Origin of the sequence: Pseudomonas sp. MWU12-2037 (assembly GCF_023242345.1) — a bacterium.
GTDB classification, from domain to species: Bacteria; Pseudomonadota; Gammaproteobacteria; order Pseudomonadales; family Pseudomonadaceae; genus Aquipseudomonas; species Aquipseudomonas gingeri_D.
The window spans coordinates 113027-130510 of record NZ_JALLIZ010000018.1 but is presented as its reverse complement, the minus strand read 5'-3'; the positions used below and the strand labels follow the sequence as shown (position 1 = coordinate 130510).

Annotated in this window: 11 protein-coding genes and 1 pseudogene; 10 read left to right on the top strand and 2 right to left on the bottom strand. The window is 63.5% G+C overall.

Translation table 11 applies throughout. From position 1 onward, the window contains the following. Window positions 1-53: 53 nt before the first annotated feature. From M5B42_RS25805 to M5B42_RS25795, 3 genes are all read left to right on the top strand, one after another. Window positions 54-755 carry an NAD(P)H-dependent oxidoreductase gene (locus M5B42_RS25805; protein ID WP_248747413.1) on the top strand — a complete coding sequence of 234 codons (702 nt, stop codon included), beginning with the start codon at window positions 54-56 and terminating at the stop codon, window positions 753-755. Between the two features lie 39 nt (window positions 756-794). Next, entirely contained in the window at window positions 795-1427 is a 633-nt protein-coding gene (locus M5B42_RS25800; RefSeq protein WP_100943607.1) for a TetR family transcriptional regulator C-terminal domain-containing protein, read from the top strand. 120 nt (window positions 1428-1547) lie between these two features. Next, window positions 1548-2267, top strand: a complete 720-nt coding sequence (locus tag M5B42_RS25795; RefSeq protein ID WP_349292789.1) for a response regulator transcription factor — start codon at window positions 1548-1550, stop codon at window positions 2265-2267. A 1-nt stretch (window position 2268) separates the two neighbouring features. Here the strand turns inward: M5B42_RS25795 and M5B42_RS25790 are convergent, their stop codons facing one another. Further along, window positions 2269-7881 carry a membrane-targeted effector domain-containing toxin gene (locus tag M5B42_RS25790; RefSeq protein WP_248747411.1) on the bottom strand — a complete coding sequence of 1871 codons (5613 nt, stop codon included), beginning with the start codon at window positions 7879-7881 and terminating at the stop codon, window positions 2269-2271. A gap of 275 nt (window positions 7882-8156) precedes the next feature. On the opposite strand from M5B42_RS25790, the gene M5B42_RS25785 reads away from it, so the two are divergent. From M5B42_RS25785 to M5B42_RS25750, 7 genes are all read left to right on the top strand, one after another. Continuing rightward, complete coding sequence (locus tag M5B42_RS25785; RefSeq protein WP_248747410.1) at window positions 8157-9788, top strand: 5-guanidino-2-oxopentanoate decarboxylase; 1632 nt, start codon at window positions 8157-8159, stop codon at window positions 9786-9788. A 196-nt stretch (window positions 9789-9984) separates the two neighbouring features. Beyond that, complete coding sequence (locus M5B42_RS25780) at window positions 9985-11403, top strand: aldehyde dehydrogenase family protein (protein WP_248747409.1); 1419 nt, start codon at window positions 9985-9987, stop codon at window positions 11401-11403. A 153-nt stretch (window positions 11404-11556) separates the two neighbouring features. Beyond that, window positions 11557-13560, top strand: a complete 2004-nt coding sequence (locus M5B42_RS32140) for an aminotransferase class I/II-fold pyridoxal phosphate-dependent enzyme (RefSeq protein ID WP_283099844.1) — start codon at window positions 11557-11559, stop codon at window positions 13558-13560. A 27-nt stretch (window positions 13561-13587) separates the two neighbouring features. Beyond that, a complete protein-coding gene (locus M5B42_RS25765) occupies window positions 13588-14370 on the top strand; it encodes a transporter substrate-binding domain-containing protein (RefSeq protein WP_152739563.1) in 783 nt (260 codons plus the stop codon). A gap of 171 nt (window positions 14371-14541) precedes the next feature. Next, entirely contained in the window at window positions 14542-15246 is a 705-nt protein-coding gene (locus tag M5B42_RS25760; protein WP_103497210.1) for an ABC transporter permease subunit, read from the top strand. 5 nt (window positions 15247-15251) lie between these two features. Continuing rightward, window positions 15252-15950, top strand: coding sequence for an ABC transporter permease subunit (locus M5B42_RS25755; protein ID WP_103497232.1), 699 nt, complete (start codon window positions 15252-15254; stop codon window positions 15948-15950). Beyond that, window positions 15950-16957, top strand: coding sequence for a DMT family transporter (locus M5B42_RS25750; RefSeq protein WP_152739562.1), 1008 nt, complete (start codon window positions 15950-15952; stop codon window positions 16955-16957). Before M5B42_RS25755 ends, M5B42_RS25750 begins: the two co-directional genes overlap by 1 nt. On the opposite strand, the pseudogene M5B42_RS25745 reads toward M5B42_RS25750, so the two are convergent. Continuing rightward, a pseudogene (locus tag M5B42_RS25745) lies at window positions 16913-17452 on the bottom strand (TetR family transcriptional regulator C-terminal domain-containing protein); the annotation flags it as partial. The gene M5B42_RS25750 and the pseudogene M5B42_RS25745 sit on opposite strands and share 45 nt — an antisense overlap. Between the last annotated feature and the right edge of the window lie 32 nt (window positions 17453-17484).

The window sequence follows — 17484 nt, the reverse complement described above, 5'->3', positions numbered from 1 at the left end:
AGGTTGTGGTGTTTTCAAGATAAGTGACCATTTTTCGACCGTCAGGAATATCCATGAACGTACTGATCATCCACGCCCACCCCGAACCACAATCCTTCACCGCCGCACTGCGCGATCAGGCGGTAACGACCCTGCAAGCCCAGGGCCACAGCGTCCAGGTGTCCGACCTCTACGCCATGCGCTGGAACCCGGTGGCCAGCGCCGAGGACTTTTCCGCCCGGGACAACCCCGACTACCTGGTCTACGCCCTGGAACAACGCCTCGGCGTCAAGACCCAAAGCCTGGCACCGGACATCCAGGAAGAACTCGACAAACTGCTCTGGGCCGACCTGCTGATCCTCAACTTTCCGATCTACTGGTTCTCCGTGCCAGCCATCCTCAAGGGCTGGATCGACCGCGTGCTGGTGTCCGGTGTCTGCTACGGCGGCAAACGTTTCTACGACCAGGGTGGCCTGGCGGGCAAGAAGGCGCTGGTCACCGTCACCCTCGGCGGCCGCGAGCACATGTTCGGCGAAGGCGCGATCCACGGTCCATTGGAAGACATGCTGCGCCCACTCCTGCGCGGCACCCTGGCCTATGTCGGTCTCGACGTGCTGCCACCCTTCGTGGCCTGGCACGTGCCCTATATCAGTGCCGAGGCCCGCGGGCAATTCCTGGTCGGTTACCATGAGCGCCTGGAAAATCTCGAACAGGACAGTCCCCTGGTCTTTCCGCGCTTGTCACAGTTCGACGAGGCGCTGTATCCCATCCGCTGACCGCAGTCAGCCATCGACGTTGAAGAGGGCAGGAGCACTATGGCCGAGGAAACGCGTTTTCTGCGTATGGACCCTGAGTTGCGCAAGGCCAATCTGGTCGCCGCAACCTTGCGCTGCCTGAAGAAGTACGGCTTTGTCGGCACCTCGATCCGCAAGATCTGCGCCGAGGCCGGGGTGTCGGTGGGCTTGATCAGCCATCACTACAGCGGCAAGGACGAACTGGTGGCCGACGCCTACCTGCATATCACCGGGCAGGTCATGAGCCTGTTGCGCGAGTCGGTGGCGAAGGCGGGCAGCGGCGCCCGCCGGCACCTGTCGGCGTTTTTCGAGGCGTCGTTTTCCGAAGGCATGCTCGACCCCGAACTGCTCGAAGCCTGGCTGGCGTTCTGGGGCGCGGTGAAAACCGCCGAGGCGATCAACCGCGCCCACGATCATTCCTATGGCGAGTACCGGACCATCATGGGCAAGGCCCTGACCCTGTTGGCCGAAGAGGAGGGCTGGAGCGGTTTCGACAGCGGCCTGGCGGCCATCGGCCTGAGTGCCTTGCTCGATGGCTTGTGGCTTGAGTGCGGCCTCAACCCCAGCACCTTCACCCCGGCCCAGGGCGTACAGATCTGCGAAGCCTGGGTCGATGGCCTGCAAATGGGCGGTTACCGACGTTTCATCTCCTAGGCTTTCATGGCTTGTTGATCAACTGTTCAGTTATCGCTACAGTGCATCGCAAATTCCTACCGCTTCGCATAATTCCAAGAATCGGCCGCTCGCGGCACGAACAGGAGCCAGGTAATGAAGGTGATGCCGCGCGTGCTGATCGTCGAGGACGATCCGCTGATCCGTGAACAGCTGGAGGCGTGTCTGACCCAGGATGGGTATGAAGTCCATTGCGTCGAGTCCGCTGAGCAGGCCGAGGCCTGTCTGAGCCGTTTCCCGGTGGCGCTGGTCTTGCTCGATGTGCGGTTGCCGGGCTCGGACGGTCTGCACCTGACTCGCCAATGGCGTGGGCGCTCGGAGGTCGGGATCATCCTGATCGGTGGGCGCGACGACGATGCCGAACGGATCGCCGCCCTGGAATGCGGTGCCGACGACTACCTGAATACGCCCCTGAATCCCCGCGAACTGGTTTCCCGCGCACGTAACCTGACGCGTCGGGTGTGTCACCTGCAACCGCTCACGCCGACACTGCCCAGCCCGCACCTCGAGCATTTCGCCGACTGGACCCTGGACGCCGACCGCCGTCGCCTGAAAGCCTGCGACGGCCGTGAAACCCTGCTCAGCCACGGCGAGTTCCAGTTGCTCAACGTGTTTATGCGTAACAGCGGTCACACACTGAGCCGCGACCAGTTGATGGAGCAACTGCGCAACCGTGAATGGCTACCCAGCGACCGCTCCATCGATGTCCTGGTCGGGCGCCTGCGGCGCAAGCTCCATGACAACCCGGCCGCGCCGGAACTGATCATGACCATCCATGGGGCGGGCTACCTGTTTACCGCCCGGACCTCAAGGGCTGCTTGAATCAGACACTGGTGGATTCGACCAGACGCGTCAGCCCCACCTCATGGACCAGTGCCTGGGTCAGTTCGTCGATGCTGGCGAACAGCCGCGCCTCGTTGAATCCCCAGCGCGGATGAACGATATAGAACTTGCCGGTGCCCCTGTCGGTTCGGATGACCGTCGTGACCAGGGATCGATCCTTGGAGCGATTGATCAGTACAGGTCCTTGCGGGGACGTTTCGACCGTGAACATACCCGCGCGACTGAGCTGCGGATGGGTGTCGAGCCTGGGCTGGCGCAGGTAGGTGACGCTGTTGAGCTCGACCACTTGCCTCATGTTGCCTTGCCTGAGTCCCCATATCAGGTCGTCGATGCTTCTGTATTTGATTCCTCGGATGTTGAGGTTTATAGGGGCCTCGAGATGAAATACATCGTGTGAGCTGCCGGCAGGCCGACTCCGTGTCACCGGCTGTTCCGTCGTGATCAACTGGCGGCCAGGGTGCAGGGGATCGACCGGCCGGTAGACGAGTGTGTACTGATCGCCGCTTTGTTCGATCAGGAAATCCCCTTGCTTGACCAGCAGCCCCCTGTGAGGTTTGCTGATTTGTGGCAACGCTTGGGGCGCCACGTTCACTTCCAGCTTCGCATCGGCTTGGACGAACTGAATATCACGTGCATATTGGCCCTGGGTGAACTCTCCCGGATCACGCAGGACGCGCAACGGCAAGGGTTGTCCGCCGACATCGACGGTCCGCAGGTTGGCCGCCCCCAACAGGTCGGCCAGGCCCGTCTCGCCGTTTACGCCGCTGGCATGTGAATCCTGGCTCAGGGCAATCCAGCGATGCGGGCCTTGCTGCAGTTGGTCCGCATTGATCACTTGGCGGGCATAGTACTTCAGGGCCCTGGCCCGATCCGGGCTGTAGTTGCGCAGGCCCTGGCGGTAACTGGCGGCGCAGTCGATCGCCTGGACGCGAATGCCGTTGGCATGTGCGCTGTTAATCAGTTCACGCAAGGAATGGGGGCCGTTCGGGTCGATGTGATGTTCGATATCTTGCCGTCTCAGGGTGTCCCTCAGGCGTTGGGACATGACGCCGCTACGATGAAAGTTGTTGAGGTGAACCTGATCGAAGTCCGTCAGGAGGTTTTCCAGGTACAGGGTCTTGACCTGGTGTTCCGTGGCGAGCGACTGCATGTTGTCGATCAGGAGCTGGCGGCCGCTCCTTGACTGGTAGGCTGCGCCGAGGACAATACCGTTCCCGTTCCGGTAGCCACGTTCGAACAGTTGTGTCGCCAGCGCGGCGTCCAGCAGGTCGGGCGCCAGTGTCTTGGCCACGGGGGGCGGGTTTTCGACGAAGAAACTTCGGGCGTCTTCAAGCATCCGTTTTGAGAGTGAGTACACGTGAGGGGCGGCCTGGCGCTCCAGTGCGGAAGGAGCCGGAGAGACCCAAGCGGGATCAAGGGCTCTGCTGGTGGTGCGAATCAGCTCCTCGAGCGTGTTCCGGTAGGTGGCCGGGATTTCATAACGTGCGGCACCGACCTTCTCGGGTGCGCCGCCCAACAGGCGATTCCTGGGCAAGGCCTGCCAATGGCTGCCAACCTTTATGAGCTCGATGTCTTCCGCCCATTGGTGTTCCTTGAGCACGTAGCGCTTGCCGTCCCGGGAGCCGGTGCGGTACCACTTGCCCTCCAGTTTCACGTACTGGTCCATGCGTGCCGTGCGGTCGACGAACAGTCCGTCACGCATATAGTTCAGCTCCAGCGGTGTACGGATTTCATAGTCCTTGAGGTCCGCGGCCAGGGACCTGAGGGATGACGCCGTCGAAGGCTCCGCGGTCAGCAGCGATTGCCGGCTGCCGTCCAGGCTGACCCGGCTGGTCTTGACCAGGCGGGAAACCTTCTCGCCGGGAAGCGGCCGTATCTGCCGCAACGCGGGTTTGATCAGTTGCAGCGGGAAGGGCGCCGCGGCGTCAAGGAGCGTCTGGATCAGCGCCTCCTCGGCTTCCTGATGATGACCCAGGGCAAGTGCCTGGCCGAAGTTGGCCAGGCCGTACAGGCCACGCAACAGGTAGACCGGCAGGCTGAGATGCAAGGAGGCGCCGCCGAGGACGAACTCCAGGGCGAAGCGCGATCCCACATTGATCCAGTACCAGAGGGTGTCACGGCCTACCCGTTGGTTGCTGGCCGCGAAGTATTCCACGCTGTGGATCAGATGCTTGGCCCTGGCCTCGTACAGCGTGCTGAACAGGTCGCCTTCGATGGGAAGGTAACGGACCAGCGGGAATTGCCGCGTGAACAACCGGGCCGGATCCCACTGTTCGTTGCGGGCGGCCCGGGCGATGCAGTAGTCCTTCCAGTCTTGCTGGCGCAGCAAGGCCTTGATCGCCGCGGCATCCGCCAGCTCGCGCCAGGCTTTGCCATCGGGGCCTTGCGGCGTGTAGAGCAGCAGGCTGTCGGCGGGGGCGTCGGTGCTGATGACCAGTACCTCGTCGATACTCATGCCGTTGTGTGCCTGCTCCGTGCCGCCGAGCATCAGGTAGTTGGCCTGGACCTTGTAGCCGTCCAGCAGCGGGCGGCGCTGTGCCGACGGGTATTTGAGCAGGTGTTCGATACGCCGGTAGCCACGCTCCAGGGCGCTGTCCTTGGGATCGAGAAAATCTCCGCTCAGACGTGCGACATAGGCCTGCAGCTTCATCCGCGCACGTTGCCCTTCGAGCCAGGTCGCGCGCAACGCCGCCTGGCCCGGGCCGAGCAGTTTCTGTTCGAGCAACGTCTTGTACTGGCCAGGCGCGTCCACGGCACTGACGATAGCCTGTACCTGCTTGTCCGACAGGCTGAGTGTGGACCCGTTCGGGTTGTTTATCTGGGCCTTGAAACTGACCGTTTCGCCCAGGCGCACGCCCTTGATGTTTTCCAGTGCCAGGGCCGTCAACGACAGCGTGCGGGGAGGGCGTAGCCGATCGATCGGCGGCTGGCTTTGCCAGGCCGGGCTCAGGTGGTGGGTGATGCGAGTGACATGCACGACGATGTCGTCAGGGTCGGCCAGGACCTGGGGATAGTGCTGTTGCAGATGGGTCTTGAGCAGACCGGCCGCGTAGGCCTTGAGGGCCGGCAGGTCGCTGAGCGAAGCGGGCACCGGGTTGTCTTCCAGGGTCGGTCGCCACAAGGTGGCGAGCTGGGCCTGTTCGTCCGGGCTGATGCTGTTGATTCGGCTCAACAGGTCGCTGAACATCAGGTCGCGATTGCGTCGCCTGAGGACCGGGACGATATCCAGCAATCTGACCAGGCTGATGGAACCGTCCACTTGCCGGGTGAACTCGTTGACGTCGCTGTACAGGCCCGGAGCACTTCTGGCGAAACGCCAGGTGTCGGTGAAGTCCTCTTTCTGCTTGGCGAGCAGTCCGTCCACCAGGAGCTGGAAGGGATCGCCTTCTTCGAGCTGGTAGTTGAACAGTGCGCCGCGCTCGGCAGCGCTCGCGGGACGCCAGGTGCGCTGGCGCTGCGGCAGCAGATCGAGCAGCGATTCACGTTCGATATCGTCATCGAGGCGCTGGGTCAGGTTCTTCTTCAGTGCCTGCAACGACGCGAACTGCTCCAGGCCACGGCCGATCTGATAGAGCAATGCCGGTAGTTTGTAAGTGTCCTCGTCTGGACTGCGGGTGATGACCAGGCAGCCTTGCAGAATCAGGCCTTGCGGTTGCAGGGCGATCCGATAGACATGCACCGGTCCGCCCAGGGGGAAATGTTTCAGGCGTTGCTTATGGGTCGGGTGGTCCAGCACCCGTTCCAGGTCCTGCCGGTTGCTTTTATCCAGGTTCTGATCCAGTTCGCGCAACTGCGCTTCCAGGCGGATCTGGGTCTGCAGGTTTTCCCGCAGCAGTGTCGCGGCGCTGGCCCAGAAACTGTCGACGTTTTCGCTGAAGCGCGTGTCGAAGCCGAGGCCCGCATCGTCGAGGGTTTTTTTCAAGCGTCCGAGGTCCAGGCCGCTCAGTTGTTCTTCGTCGTAGGCGGTGGTGGCGCTGGCGTAGAAGCCGCTCGTGGCCGGGTCGAACGTCTGGTCATTGCCGGCCAGGTACTGGGTAAAGACCTCCGTCAGCGTGTGTGACTGCCTGACACCGCGATAGCGTACCTGCTCGCCGCGTTCACCGCTGTCCGACAGGGGCCAGTACAGGGTTTCCTCATAGGTGTTGAGGAAGATCGCATCGGGATCCTTCGAGGCCGCCTGGGGGAAGTCGCGCGCCAGTTGCCGGGCCAGGAGCAGGGCGGCGAACCAGCGGAAATTAGGCTGTTGGCGCGCCAGCAACAGGGTCCGCTCATTGGTGGCGGCCAGGGCATCGAAGGCTTCCCGCTGGCTCTGGGCCAGTTGGTCGGGGGCGGCGAAGCCGGTGGGGGAGTCCTTCAGGTAGCCGTTGCCGTTGGAAAGACGTTGCGATGGTTCCATGGGGGAAAGCTCCAGCAAGGCGCGTAGATGGGCGCGTGAAAGAGGAGGGTGTTGGCGCAGCAGGCGCAGGATGGACTCGCGGTCCGTCAGACCGAGCGGGTTGCGCAGGCTGTCGGGCAGGGTCGCGAGGACCGCGGGCAGGTCGGGCTGTGGTTCTTGCAGGGCATTCAGGGTGAAGCGGTCAAGACGGCGCAGGAGGGTGTGGACCTGTTGGGCCTGCAGGTCACCGATGCTGGCCAGCAAGGTGCCGTCCGGCGTCTGCTCGCGCAGTTCCAGGCGCACACCGCTCGACGGCCAGTTCGGCAAGGTGGCCAGGGTGTAGAGCATCAGCCGCTGAGTATCGTCGTTGTGCTGCCGGCTTTGCAGAAAGAGCCCTTCATAGGCCTGGCTCAGGCGTTCCTCCTGTAGATACCAGTGGGCGTCGAGCAGTTGACGCTCGCTCAGTTCGCCCTCGGACAGTTGCATCGACTGCAGCTCATGCTCGGTCGAGTTGGCGAGCAGTTCATGGGCCGCCGCCCGGGAGAGCAGGGGGATTCGGGTACGCAGCAGATTCACCAGCGGATCACGAGATTGCTGCCTGAAGGCCAGGAGGTTGTCGAACAGGTCCTTTCGGCGAGAGGACAGTAGACGGACAGCCCTGCGCTTGAGCTCCCACAACTGGGCATCGAGGGTTAAGCATCGTGTGCCCAGCCATTCGGACTTCTGTGCCGTGCTCATGGTTTGCAGAACGCTGCTCCACAGTGTGCCATCGAGCACCTGCGCCCGGCTGACCCGCACCCTCGGCAGGCCGGACGACAGGTCAGGGCCGTACTCTGCGGCTGTCGAATCCCCGGCGGGATCGTATATCTGCAGCACACTCGTCGTTGGCCAGATCAGCTCCAGGCCGAGCAGTTGCAACTGCCAGTACAGGGGCTTCACCCCGGATGCTGGGGCGGCGTCATGGCTCAGCCCATCGATGAAGTCCTGTATCTCCTGCTCCAGCTCGAAGCGCAGGCGGGCGTCGAGCAGCAGCGCCGGCACCTGTCGGGATTCGGCGTAGACGGCGCGCAAGGCGGGGCTGTCGATACCGCTGACCAGGCGAATGCGGCGGGCGGTCTCGGCGGGCAGGTCGCTGAGAAAATGCCTGATGGCGTGTTCCAGTGAAACCGAGGCGGGGGCGCTTGCGGGGGGATCGGCCGAAGTGATCGGAGGGGTCATGCTGAGCATCCTTGTCGTTGCGTGATGATCATCATTCAACGCGCAAGCCGAAGGCATGAGGTGGTAATTAATGCTGAGGACAGGGATGTTCAAAGATGTAACAGGTCTGCGTCGAGAGACACCAGATATGGATTTATTGTTTTTAAAAACAATAAGTTGGGTTGATCGTGTGGCTTTTTTTCGAGTGCCTCAAAAGGATTGTCACGCTATTGAACAAGTGTTTAATATCGTCGGGCGGTCCCCTATCACTCCACAACAACAAGACGAGGGCTAGCATGAGCTCCCAATCGACCCTGCAAGCTTCTTCCACCACGCTCACCGGCGGTCAGGCCCTGGTGCGCCTGCTGGCCCATTATGGTGTCGACACGGTGTTCGGTATTCCCGGCGTGCACACCCTGGAGCTGTATCGCGGCCTGCCCGGCAGCGGCATCCGCCATGTGCTGACCCGCCATGAGCAGGGCGCCGGTTTCATGGCCGACGGCTATGCCCGGGTCAGTGGCAAGCCCGGCGTCTGCTTTATCATCACCGGCCCTGGCGTGACCAACGCCGCGACCGCCATCGGCCAGGCCTACGCCGACTCGATTGCGCTGCTGGTGATTTCCAGCGTCAACCACACCGCCAGCCTGGGCAAGGGCTGGGGTTGCCTGCACGAGACCCAGGACCAGCGGGCGATCACCGCGCCTATCACCGCGTTTTCGGCGGTGGCCCTGAGCACCGACGACCTGCCGGAACTGATCGCCCGGGCCTTTGCCGTGTTCGACAGCGAGCGGCCTCGGCCGGTGCATATTTCGGTGCCGCTGGATGTGCTGGCCGGGCCGATCAGCCGTGACTGGAGCGGTGAAGTGGTGCGCCGTCCCGGGCGTGGGCTGCCGAGTGTGCAGGCCCTAGAAGAGGCTGCCCGACGGCTGCAACAGGCCAAGCGCCCGATGATTATCGCCGGGGGCGGTGCGCTGGCCGCCGGGGCCGAGTTGCAGGCCTTGAGCGAACGCCTGGCCGCGCCTCTGTTCACCAGTGTTGCCGGTAAAGGTTTGCTGGCGCCGGATGCGCCGTTGAATGCAGGTTCCAGCCTGTGCGTCGAGCCCGGTTGGGCACTGATCGCGCAAGCCGATGTGGTGCTCGCGGTGGGTACCGAAATGGCCGATACCGACTATTGGCGTGAGCGCCTGCCGTTGACTGGCGAGGTGATCCGGGTCGATATCGACTCGCGCAAATTCAACGACTTCTATCCCTGCGCCGTGGCGTTGCGGGGGGATGCACAGCAGACCCTCGCTGATTTACTGGAACGTCTGCCGGTGCAGGCCCGGGACTCCCATGAGTCGGTCAAGGCAGTGGCGGCATTGCGGGTGGCTTTGCGCGCTGGCCACGGTCCGTTACAGATAATCCATCAGCGGATTCTCGACCGTATTGCGGCGGCGATGCCGGCTGACACCGTTATCAGCAGCGATATGACCCAGTTGGCTTATACGGGCAATTACGCCTTTGCCAGCCGCGCCCCACGCAGCTGGTTGCATCCCACCGGCTACGGCACCCTGGGTTATGGCTTGCCGGCGGGGATCGGGGCCAAGTTCGGCGCCCCGCAACGGCCAGGTTTGGTGCTGGTGGGGGACGGTGGTTTTCTCTACACGGTTCAGGAACTGGCGACCGCTGTCGAGGAGTTGGACAGCCCGCTGGTGGTGCTGCTGTGGAACAACGATGCCCTCGGGCAGATCCGCGACGACATGCTCAGCCTGGATATCGAACCGGTGGGGGTGTTGCCGCGTAACCCGGATTTTGCCCTGCTGGCCCGGGCGTTTGGTTGCCGTGTGTGTGAACCGCAGAGCCTGGATGAGCTGGAGCGCGATCTGCGGACGGGCTTTGGCCATGCGGGGGTGACCCTGATTGAGCTGAAGCACGCCTGCGCCCGTTGAAGCTGTTTTGTCTGGGCTGACGTCTTCGCGGGCAAGCCCTGCTCCTACAGTTCGGAGTCGGCCACGGATCATGTGTACGACCGAAACCTGTAGGAGCAGGGCTTGTCGGATCGCCGCACCGCCGCGAAGAGGCCCTCAAGTCCGTCGAAACTCCACCGGTAAACCACATCCCCCCTGATGATGGAAAACAATAACAATGACCACCTACACCCATCTTTATATCAACGGCGACTGGGTCGTCCCCCATGGCAGCGGCGTCGCCGAAGTCATCAACCCGGCCACCGAAACCGTGACCGGGCAAGTCCCCCTCGGCGATGAGCGTGACGTCGAACGCGCCGTCACCGCCGCACGCCGTGCCTTTCCCAACTGGTCGCGGACCCCGGCCAGTGAACGTGCCGGCTATATCCGCGCCCTGGGCCGGCAACTCAAATCCCGCGCCGGCGAAATGGCCGCGCTGATCACCGCCGAACTGGGTATGCCGGTGCAATGGTGCCAGTCGGTCCAGGTCGACGGCCCGCTGGAAGGCCTGCTCAGCTACACCGAAATAGCCGCGCTGATGGAGCAACAACGGGAAGTCGGCAACTCCCTGGTGATCCGCGAGGCGGTGGGCGTCTGTGCCTTTATCAATCCATGGAATTACCCGCTGCATCAATTGATCGGCAAACTCGCGCCGGCTCTCGCGGCAGGCTGCACGGTGGTGGTCAAGCCGAGCCAGGAAACCCCGCTGCATGCGTTCCTTCTGGCTGAAATGGTTGACGCCATCGGCCTGCCGGGCGGGGTCTTCAACCTGGTCAGCGGCCCCGGCGCCAAGGTCGGCGAAGCCCTGGCCCGGCACCCGGATGTGGACATGGTCTCGTTCACCGGCTCCACCGCCGCCGGCGTGCGGGTGTCGATGGCCGCCGCGCCGACGGTCAAGCGTGTCTGCCTGGAACTGGGCGGCAAGTCGCCCTTTCTGATCACCGCCGATGCCGATCTCGGCGCCGCCGTGCGCCATGGCGTGCAGGACGTGATGATCAACTCCGGGCAGACCTGCACCGCCTTGACCCGCATGCTGATTCCCCGCAGTCGCTACGCCGAGGCGCTGGAACTGGCGCGGGCCGAAAGCGAAAGCCTCAAGGTCGGCGATCCCCTGGACCCACGGAGCTTTCTCGGGCCCATGTGTTCGGCGTCCCAGCGCCGCACCGTGCTCGATTACATCCGTGTCGGCCAGCAGGAGGGCGCCCGGCTGTTGAGTGGCGGCGCCGCGTTGCCAAGCGAGCTGGAGCGCGGCTTCTACGTGCGCCCCACACTGTTTGCCGATGTCGATAACGGCATGCGCATCGCCCAGGAAGAAATCTTCGGCCCGGTGCTCTGCCTGATGCCCTACGAGGACGAGGAACAGGCCATACGCCTGGCCAATGAATCGCCCTTCGGCCTGTCCAGCGCGGTCTGGGCCGGCACCCCGGCCCGGGCCCTGGAGCTGGCGCGCGGGTTGCGCGCCGGACAGTGCTTCGTCAATGGCGCGGCCTTCAACTACCGGGCTCCGTTCGGCGGCTACAAGCAATCGGGCAACGGTCGCGAATGGGGGGAGGAAGGCTTGGCGGAGTTTATCGAAACCAAAGCGATCCAGTGCTGAAAAACGGCGCGACTGTCGTGAAAACGACCTGTTTACGCTGAACACGAAGCGGACCGATTTTTCCTGTTGAACGACTGTTCAGCTTCGTCTATGTTGGCTCCATCCCGGCGGGTTGCGGGCTTGCGTTTCTTCAAATTCGAACGAGGCACTGGCATGCGGTTTTCACCTTTTGTTGAGCGGATCTCGGGTGACGGCGTGGCCGCCTGGGACATTCATCACGCGGCGTTCGAAGCCCAGCGTCGCGGCGAGGATGTGATCATCCTCAGCGTCGGCGATCCAGATTTCCCCACCCCCGATTTCATTACCGAGGCGGCCATCCAGGCCCTTCGCGAAGGCGACACCCACTACACCGAAATCGCCGGTCGCCTGGCCTTGCGCGAAGCCATCGCCGCGCGCTACAGCCAGCGCCTGGAGCGCCCGCTGCAAGCCGGGCACGTGATCACCGTGGCGGGGGCGCAGAACGCCTTGTTCATCACCTCGCTGTGCCTGCTCAGCGCCGGTGACGAGGTGATTGCCCTGGACCCGATGTACGTGACCTACGAGGCCACCCTCAAGGCTTCCGGCGCGACCCTGGTGCGGGTGCCCTGCGCGGCGGACGGCGGTTTTCGCCTCGATGCCGCGCGGCTGGCCAAGGCCATCACGCCACGTACCCGGGCGATCTTTTTCTCCAATCCGAACAACCCCACCGGCGTGGTACTCAGCCGCGAAGAGCTGCAAAGCATCGCCGACCTGGCCATCGCCCATGACCTCTGGGTGGTGGTCGACGAGGTCTACGAAAGCCTGGCGTTCGAGCGCGAGCACGTCAGCCTGGCGGCGCTGCCGGGCATGGCCGAGCGCTGCGTGACCGTCGGCAGCCTGTCCAAGTCCCACGCCATGACCGGCTGGCGGATCGGCTGGATCATCGCCGACCCGGTGCTGGTCGCCCATGCCGAAAACCTGGTGTTGAGCATGCTCTACGGCCTGCCGGGATTTGTCATGGAGGCCGCGCTCAAGGCGGTACTGGCCCATGACGAAGTGACCCGGGGGATGAGCGAGATCTATCGCCGCCGCCGTGATCTGGTGGTGGCGGGGTTGTCCGATTGCCCGGGCATTACCGTACTCAAGCCCGATGCCGGCATGTTCGTGCTGGTGGACGTGCGCGAGACCGGCCTGACCTCCCTGGAATTCGCCTGGCGGCTGTTTCGCGAAGCCGGGGTCTCGGTACTCGATGCGGCGGCTTTCGGTGAGCCGGCGCAAGGTTTTGTGCGGATCTCCTTCACCCTCGGTGAAGAACGCCTGGCCCAGGCCTGCCAGCGTATCCGCGAGTTTGTCCGGGTGCTCAAGGGCGAGCCCCCGCGGCCAGTGATCAATGGCGTGAAGGTTGAAAGCCTTGCGCAACCTGTCGCGACCAGGACCATGATCGAGGTCGACCGCCTGCACAAACGCTTCGGCAATATCGAGGTGCTCAAGGGCGTGTCCCTGACGGCCCGCGAGGGTGAGGTGATCTCGCTGATCGGCGCCAGCGGCTCGGGCAAGAGCACCTTGCTGCGCTGCATCAATATGCTCGAAGTGCCGGACCAGGGTCGCATCCTGGTGGACGGCGAAAGCATCCACCTAAACTTCGACCGTCCCGGCGCGCCGTTGGTGGCCGACGCCAAGCAGCTGGTGCGCATCCGCTCCAGCCTGGGCATGGTGTTCCAGAACTTCAATCTCTGGCCCCATCGCACGGTGCTGGAAAACCTGATCGAAGCGCCGACCCAGGTCCTGCGTGAGGGTCGGGCCGAGGCCATTGAACGGGCCGAAGCCTTGCTTGAGCGCGTGGGCCTCGCGGCCAAGCGCAACGAGTACCCGGCGTTTCTCTCCGGGGGACAGCAACAACGGGTGGCCATCGCCCGGGCCCTGGCCATGCGGCCCAAGGTCATGCTGTTCGATGAACCCACCTCGGCACTCGATCCGGAACTGGTCGGGGAAGTGCTGCGGGTGATCCGCTCCCTCGCCGAAGAAGGCCGGACCATGATCCTGGTGACCCATGAGATGGCCTTTGCACGCGATGTCTCTTCCAAAGTCGCCTTTCTGCATCAAGGGCTGATCGAGGAAACCGGTTCGCCGGATGAAGTGTTCGTACACCCACGCAGCGAGCGTTGCCGACAATTCGTCAACGCTCATCAGACTCGCTAACGCAACATAAAAAGACGGGACAACATCATGGGAAATCGACGTTTGGCAAACTGGTTGACGGGCGTGGCCTGTGTCCTGCTGGCCGGCATGAGCGCGGCACAGGCCGCGCCTATCCGCTTCGCGGTCGCGGCCGAACCCTATCCGCCGTACACCGAGAAGCAGGCCAACGGTGAGTGGAAGGGTTTTGAAGTCGACCTGATCCACAAGCTGTGCAGTGAAATGAAAGCCGAGTGCGAGATCAAGGAAGTGGCCTGGGACGGGATCATCCCCTCGCTGCTGGCGAAGAAGATCGACGTGATCTTCTCCTCCATGTCGGTGACCGAGGAGCGGGAAAAGCAGATCGCCTTCAGCAAGGCCTACTACGATTCGGTGATCGCGATTGTCGGGCCCAAGGGCGCTTCGGTGAAGAAGTACCCGGATGACCTCAAGGGCAAGATCATCGGCGTGCAGAACTCCACCGTGAGTGCCAGCTACCTGAAGGCCTACTACGAGAAGATCGCCGACGTGAAGTACTACGACACCCAGGACTCGGCCAACGCCGACCTGATTGCCGGGCGTATCGACCTGATGATGGCGGACGGCACGGCCATGACGGCCTTCGTCCAGACTCCGGATGCCAAGGACCTGGCCTACCTGGGCGCGGTGCCCTATGACCCGATCTTCGGCAAGGGCGTGGGCGCTGGCCTGCGCAAGGAAGACACCGACCTCAAGGCGCGTCTCGACAAGGCGATCAAGACCTTGCTGGCGAGCAAGGACTACGACGATCTCTCCCAGCACTATTTTGGTACCAGCGTGAAACCTGCGTTCTGACGGTGATGCTGTTCGGCCCGGCCTAAACACACAACCTACGGAAAACGCAGAACCTGTAGGAGCAGGGCTTGCCCGCGAAGGGGCCCTCGAGGGCGCCAAAAGCTTCGCGGGCAAGCCCTGCTCCTACAGACTGAGGTGGCGCTTTCAAGACCACCGACTGGAGAGCCAGCGATGTTCGAATTGATCGATTTCAGCGAACAGGGATGGGGCAGTGCGCTGTTGAAGGGGCTCTGGATGACCCTGCAGATATCGGCCGGAGCCTTTGCGGTCGGGCTGTTCATCGGTTTGGTGGTGGCCTGCCTCAAGCTGGGCGCGCCGAAACCGATCGCGGCGCTGATGCGCGGCTACACCACGTTGTTCCGGGCGGTTCCGGAGTTGTTGCTGATCCTCTTGCTGTACTACGTCGGTTCCATGCTGCTCAACTCGCTGATGGCCCGGCTCGGCTATGACGCGCTGAATGTCAGCGGCCCGCTGGCGGCGATCCTGGTGCTGGGGCTGGTCCAGGGTGCCTATGCCTCGGAGATTTTCCGCGCGGCGATCCAGGCGATTCCCTTCGGTCAGATCGAAGCGGCGAAGGCCTTCGGCTTGAGCGGTTTCGGTCTGTTCCGCCGGGTCACCTTGCCGATCATGGCGCCCTACGCCATGGCCGGGATGGCCAACCTGTGGATCAACCTGATCAAGGACAGTGCGCTGATCAGCGTGGTCGGCACCAACGAGCTGTTGTACACCGCCAAGCAGGGCGCGGGATCGACGCGCCACTACCTGTTGTTCTACCTCACGGCTGCCGCGCTGTATTACGCGGTGACGCTGGTGTCCAACTACCTGTCGGGACGGCTTGAGCGACGGATCCGTCGCTGGATGCCTTTGGCTGAGTGAATGAAATGATTCCAGAGTGGACACTCGAATACGCGGCGTTGTTGGGCCGTGGACTGCAAACGACCATCAGCCTGTTGCTGATTTCCAGCGTGCTGGGCTTCGGGCTGGCGGTGCTGGTGGCCCTGGCCCGGATGTCGAAAAACCGCCTGGTCGCCAAGGCCAGCCTGTTCTACACCAGCGTGCTGCGCGGGACGCCGCTGCTGATCCAGATCTACATCTTCTACTACGGGCTGGGCAGTCTGTTCGCACAGTTTCCGTTGATGCGCGGCAGCTTTCTCTGGCCTTACCTGCGGGACGGCTACTGGTACATCGTGTTCGCCCTGGTGCTGTCGGTGGGCGCCTATGTCGGCGAGGTGATTCGTGGCGGGTTGCTGGCGGTGCCCAAGGGCGAGATGGAAGCGGCCTCGGCCTTCGGCATGACCCCGCGCCAGTCGTTGTTGCGGGTGCGCCTGCCGCGGGCCATGCGCTTGTTGCTGCCGACCCTGGCCGGGGAGACGGTGATGCTGCTCAAGTCCACGGCGCTGGCTTCGACCATTGCGGTGATCGATCTGCTGGGGGCGGCCAACGTGGTCCGGGCGCAGACATTGCAGGTCTACCAGCCGTTGCTGCTGGTGGCCGGGGTCTATGTCTGCCTGACCTTTCTGATCGAGGCGCTGTTTGCCTTTGCCGAACGGCGCGGAACGCCGATGCGCAGGTCGGTGTGATGAACCATACGCCACGGGTCGACCGTTCGTTGCAGGGCATTGGCCTGTGCACGCTGGGCTATGCCTTCCTGGCCTTGCAGGATGCGGCCATCAAGTGGCTGGTGGCGGATTATTCGGTCATTACCGTGCTGTTCTGGCGCGGCCTGGTGGTGGTCGCGGCCTGCCTGCTGGCCGGGCGCCTGCGTCTGGTGCGCAGTGCCTGGCAGTCGCCGAGCCGACGCCTGCTGGTGGTGCGCGGGTTGCTCTCGATCGTCGCCTGGCTGCTGTACTACACGGCGGCGCGGGACCTGACCCTGGCGGAGATGACCACCCTGTATTTCTCCGCGCCGATCATGGTCACGGTGCTGGCGGCGCTGATCCTCAAGGAGCGCGCCACGGGCTGGCAATGGTTCACCCTGATCATCGGTTTTGTCGGTGTGATGATCGCCTGTCGCCCGAGCAATATGACCGACCCCTGGCCCATCGTGCTGACGCTGCTGGCGGCGCTGTGCTGGGCCTTTACCTACATCCAGCTACGGCAGGTGGACGAACAGACCTCGGTGCTGGAACAGATGCTGATCACCAACGTGGTGTTTGTCATCTGCATGGCCCTGGCGCTGCCCTGGACCCATACACCGCCATCGACCCCGGCCTGGCTGGGGATGCTCGGCGCGGGGCTGGTGGGCGGGATCGGCCAGTTCCTGCTGTTCGCCAGTTTCCAGCGGGCCACCGCGACCCTGCTGGCGCCGTTCGAGTACACCGGGCTGATCTGGGCGTTCCTGCTCTCGAGCCTGATCTGGGGCACGCTGATGGACCTGTCGCTGATGATCGGTGCCGGGCTGATCGCCCTCAGCGGCACCCTGGCGATGGTTTTCGGTCGTCACGCGTCACGGGACGTCGTCGGTGCCGAATGCTCCGTGACGCAACCCCTTTACCCAGCAGCGGCAGATATGCAGCCCGTTGGCGGGGCTGAAGGTCTCGGGGTTGAGGCACCACTCGAGCCAGAGTCCGTCGAGCATCGCCGATAGGCCGATGGCGGCCAGGCGGCTGTCATGGATCGTGAAGCCTTCGGCGCTGGCCAGGTCGTCGAGCAGTTGGCGGATCAGGTCGAGGTAGGCGCGGTAGCTTTTTTCATGGGACTGGCTGACGTGTTCGGAGTGGCGGATCAGGCTCCAGAACACCACCCAGACCCCGAGCAATTGCGGGTCCATGATCCGTGGCGAGAAGGACCCGACCAGGAAGGCTTCGAGCTTGTCCGCGGCGCTGCCGGCCTGGCGGACCTCTTCGAGCAGGGTGCTGGTCAGTTCGCTGGCGAGCTTGTGGTAGGTGTCGGCGATCAGCGCATCGATGCTGCCGAAATGGTGGTTGAGCAGGCCGACGGAAACCCCGGCCTCGGTGGCGATACGCCGGACGGAAATGCCGGCATGGCCGTCCCGGGCCAGGCAGCGCAGGGCGGCGGCGATCAAGAGGTCGCGACGCTCGTCAGGTTCGGCGCGGCGAAATTTTCGGGTGTCGGTGCTCACGGGAGTCCTTGGGTTCGAGGCCAGGTTGGCGA

What these genes read in the sequence shown, in the direction of transcription:
- M5B42_RS25760 (WP_103497210.1), top strand. Translation starts at nt 14,542, where the DNA reads ATGTTCGAATTGATCGATTTCAGCGAACAGGGATGGGGCAGTGCGCTG.
- M5B42_RS25785 (WP_248747410.1), top strand. Translation starts at nt 8,157, where the DNA reads ATGAGCTCCCAATCGACCCTGCAAGCTTCTTCCACCACGCTCACCGGC.
- M5B42_RS25800 (WP_100943607.1), top strand. Translation starts at nt 795, where the DNA reads ATGGCCGAGGAAACGCGTTTTCTGCGTATGGACCCTGAGTTGCGCAAG.
- M5B42_RS32140 (WP_283099844.1), top strand. Translation starts at nt 11,557, where the DNA reads ATGCGGTTTTCACCTTTTGTTGAGCGGATCTCGGGTGACGGCGTGGCC.
- M5B42_RS25750 (WP_152739562.1), top strand. Translation starts at nt 15,950, where the DNA reads ATGAACCATACGCCACGGGTCGACCGTTCGTTGCAGGGCATTGGCCTG.
- M5B42_RS25780 (WP_248747409.1), top strand. Translation starts at nt 9,985, where the DNA reads ATGACCACCTACACCCATCTTTATATCAACGGCGACTGGGTCGTCCCC.
- M5B42_RS25790 (WP_248747411.1), bottom strand. Translation starts at nt 7,881, where the DNA reads ATGACCCCTCCGATCACTTCGGCCGATCCCCCCGCAAGCGCCCCCGCC.
- M5B42_RS25765 (WP_152739563.1), top strand. Translation starts at nt 13,588, where the DNA reads ATGGGAAATCGACGTTTGGCAAACTGGTTGACGGGCGTGGCCTGTGTC.
- M5B42_RS25805 (WP_248747413.1), top strand. Translation starts at nt 54, where the DNA reads ATGAACGTACTGATCATCCACGCCCACCCCGAACCACAATCCTTCACC.
- M5B42_RS25755 (WP_103497232.1), top strand. Translation starts at nt 15,252, where the DNA reads ATGATTCCAGAGTGGACACTCGAATACGCGGCGTTGTTGGGCCGTGGA.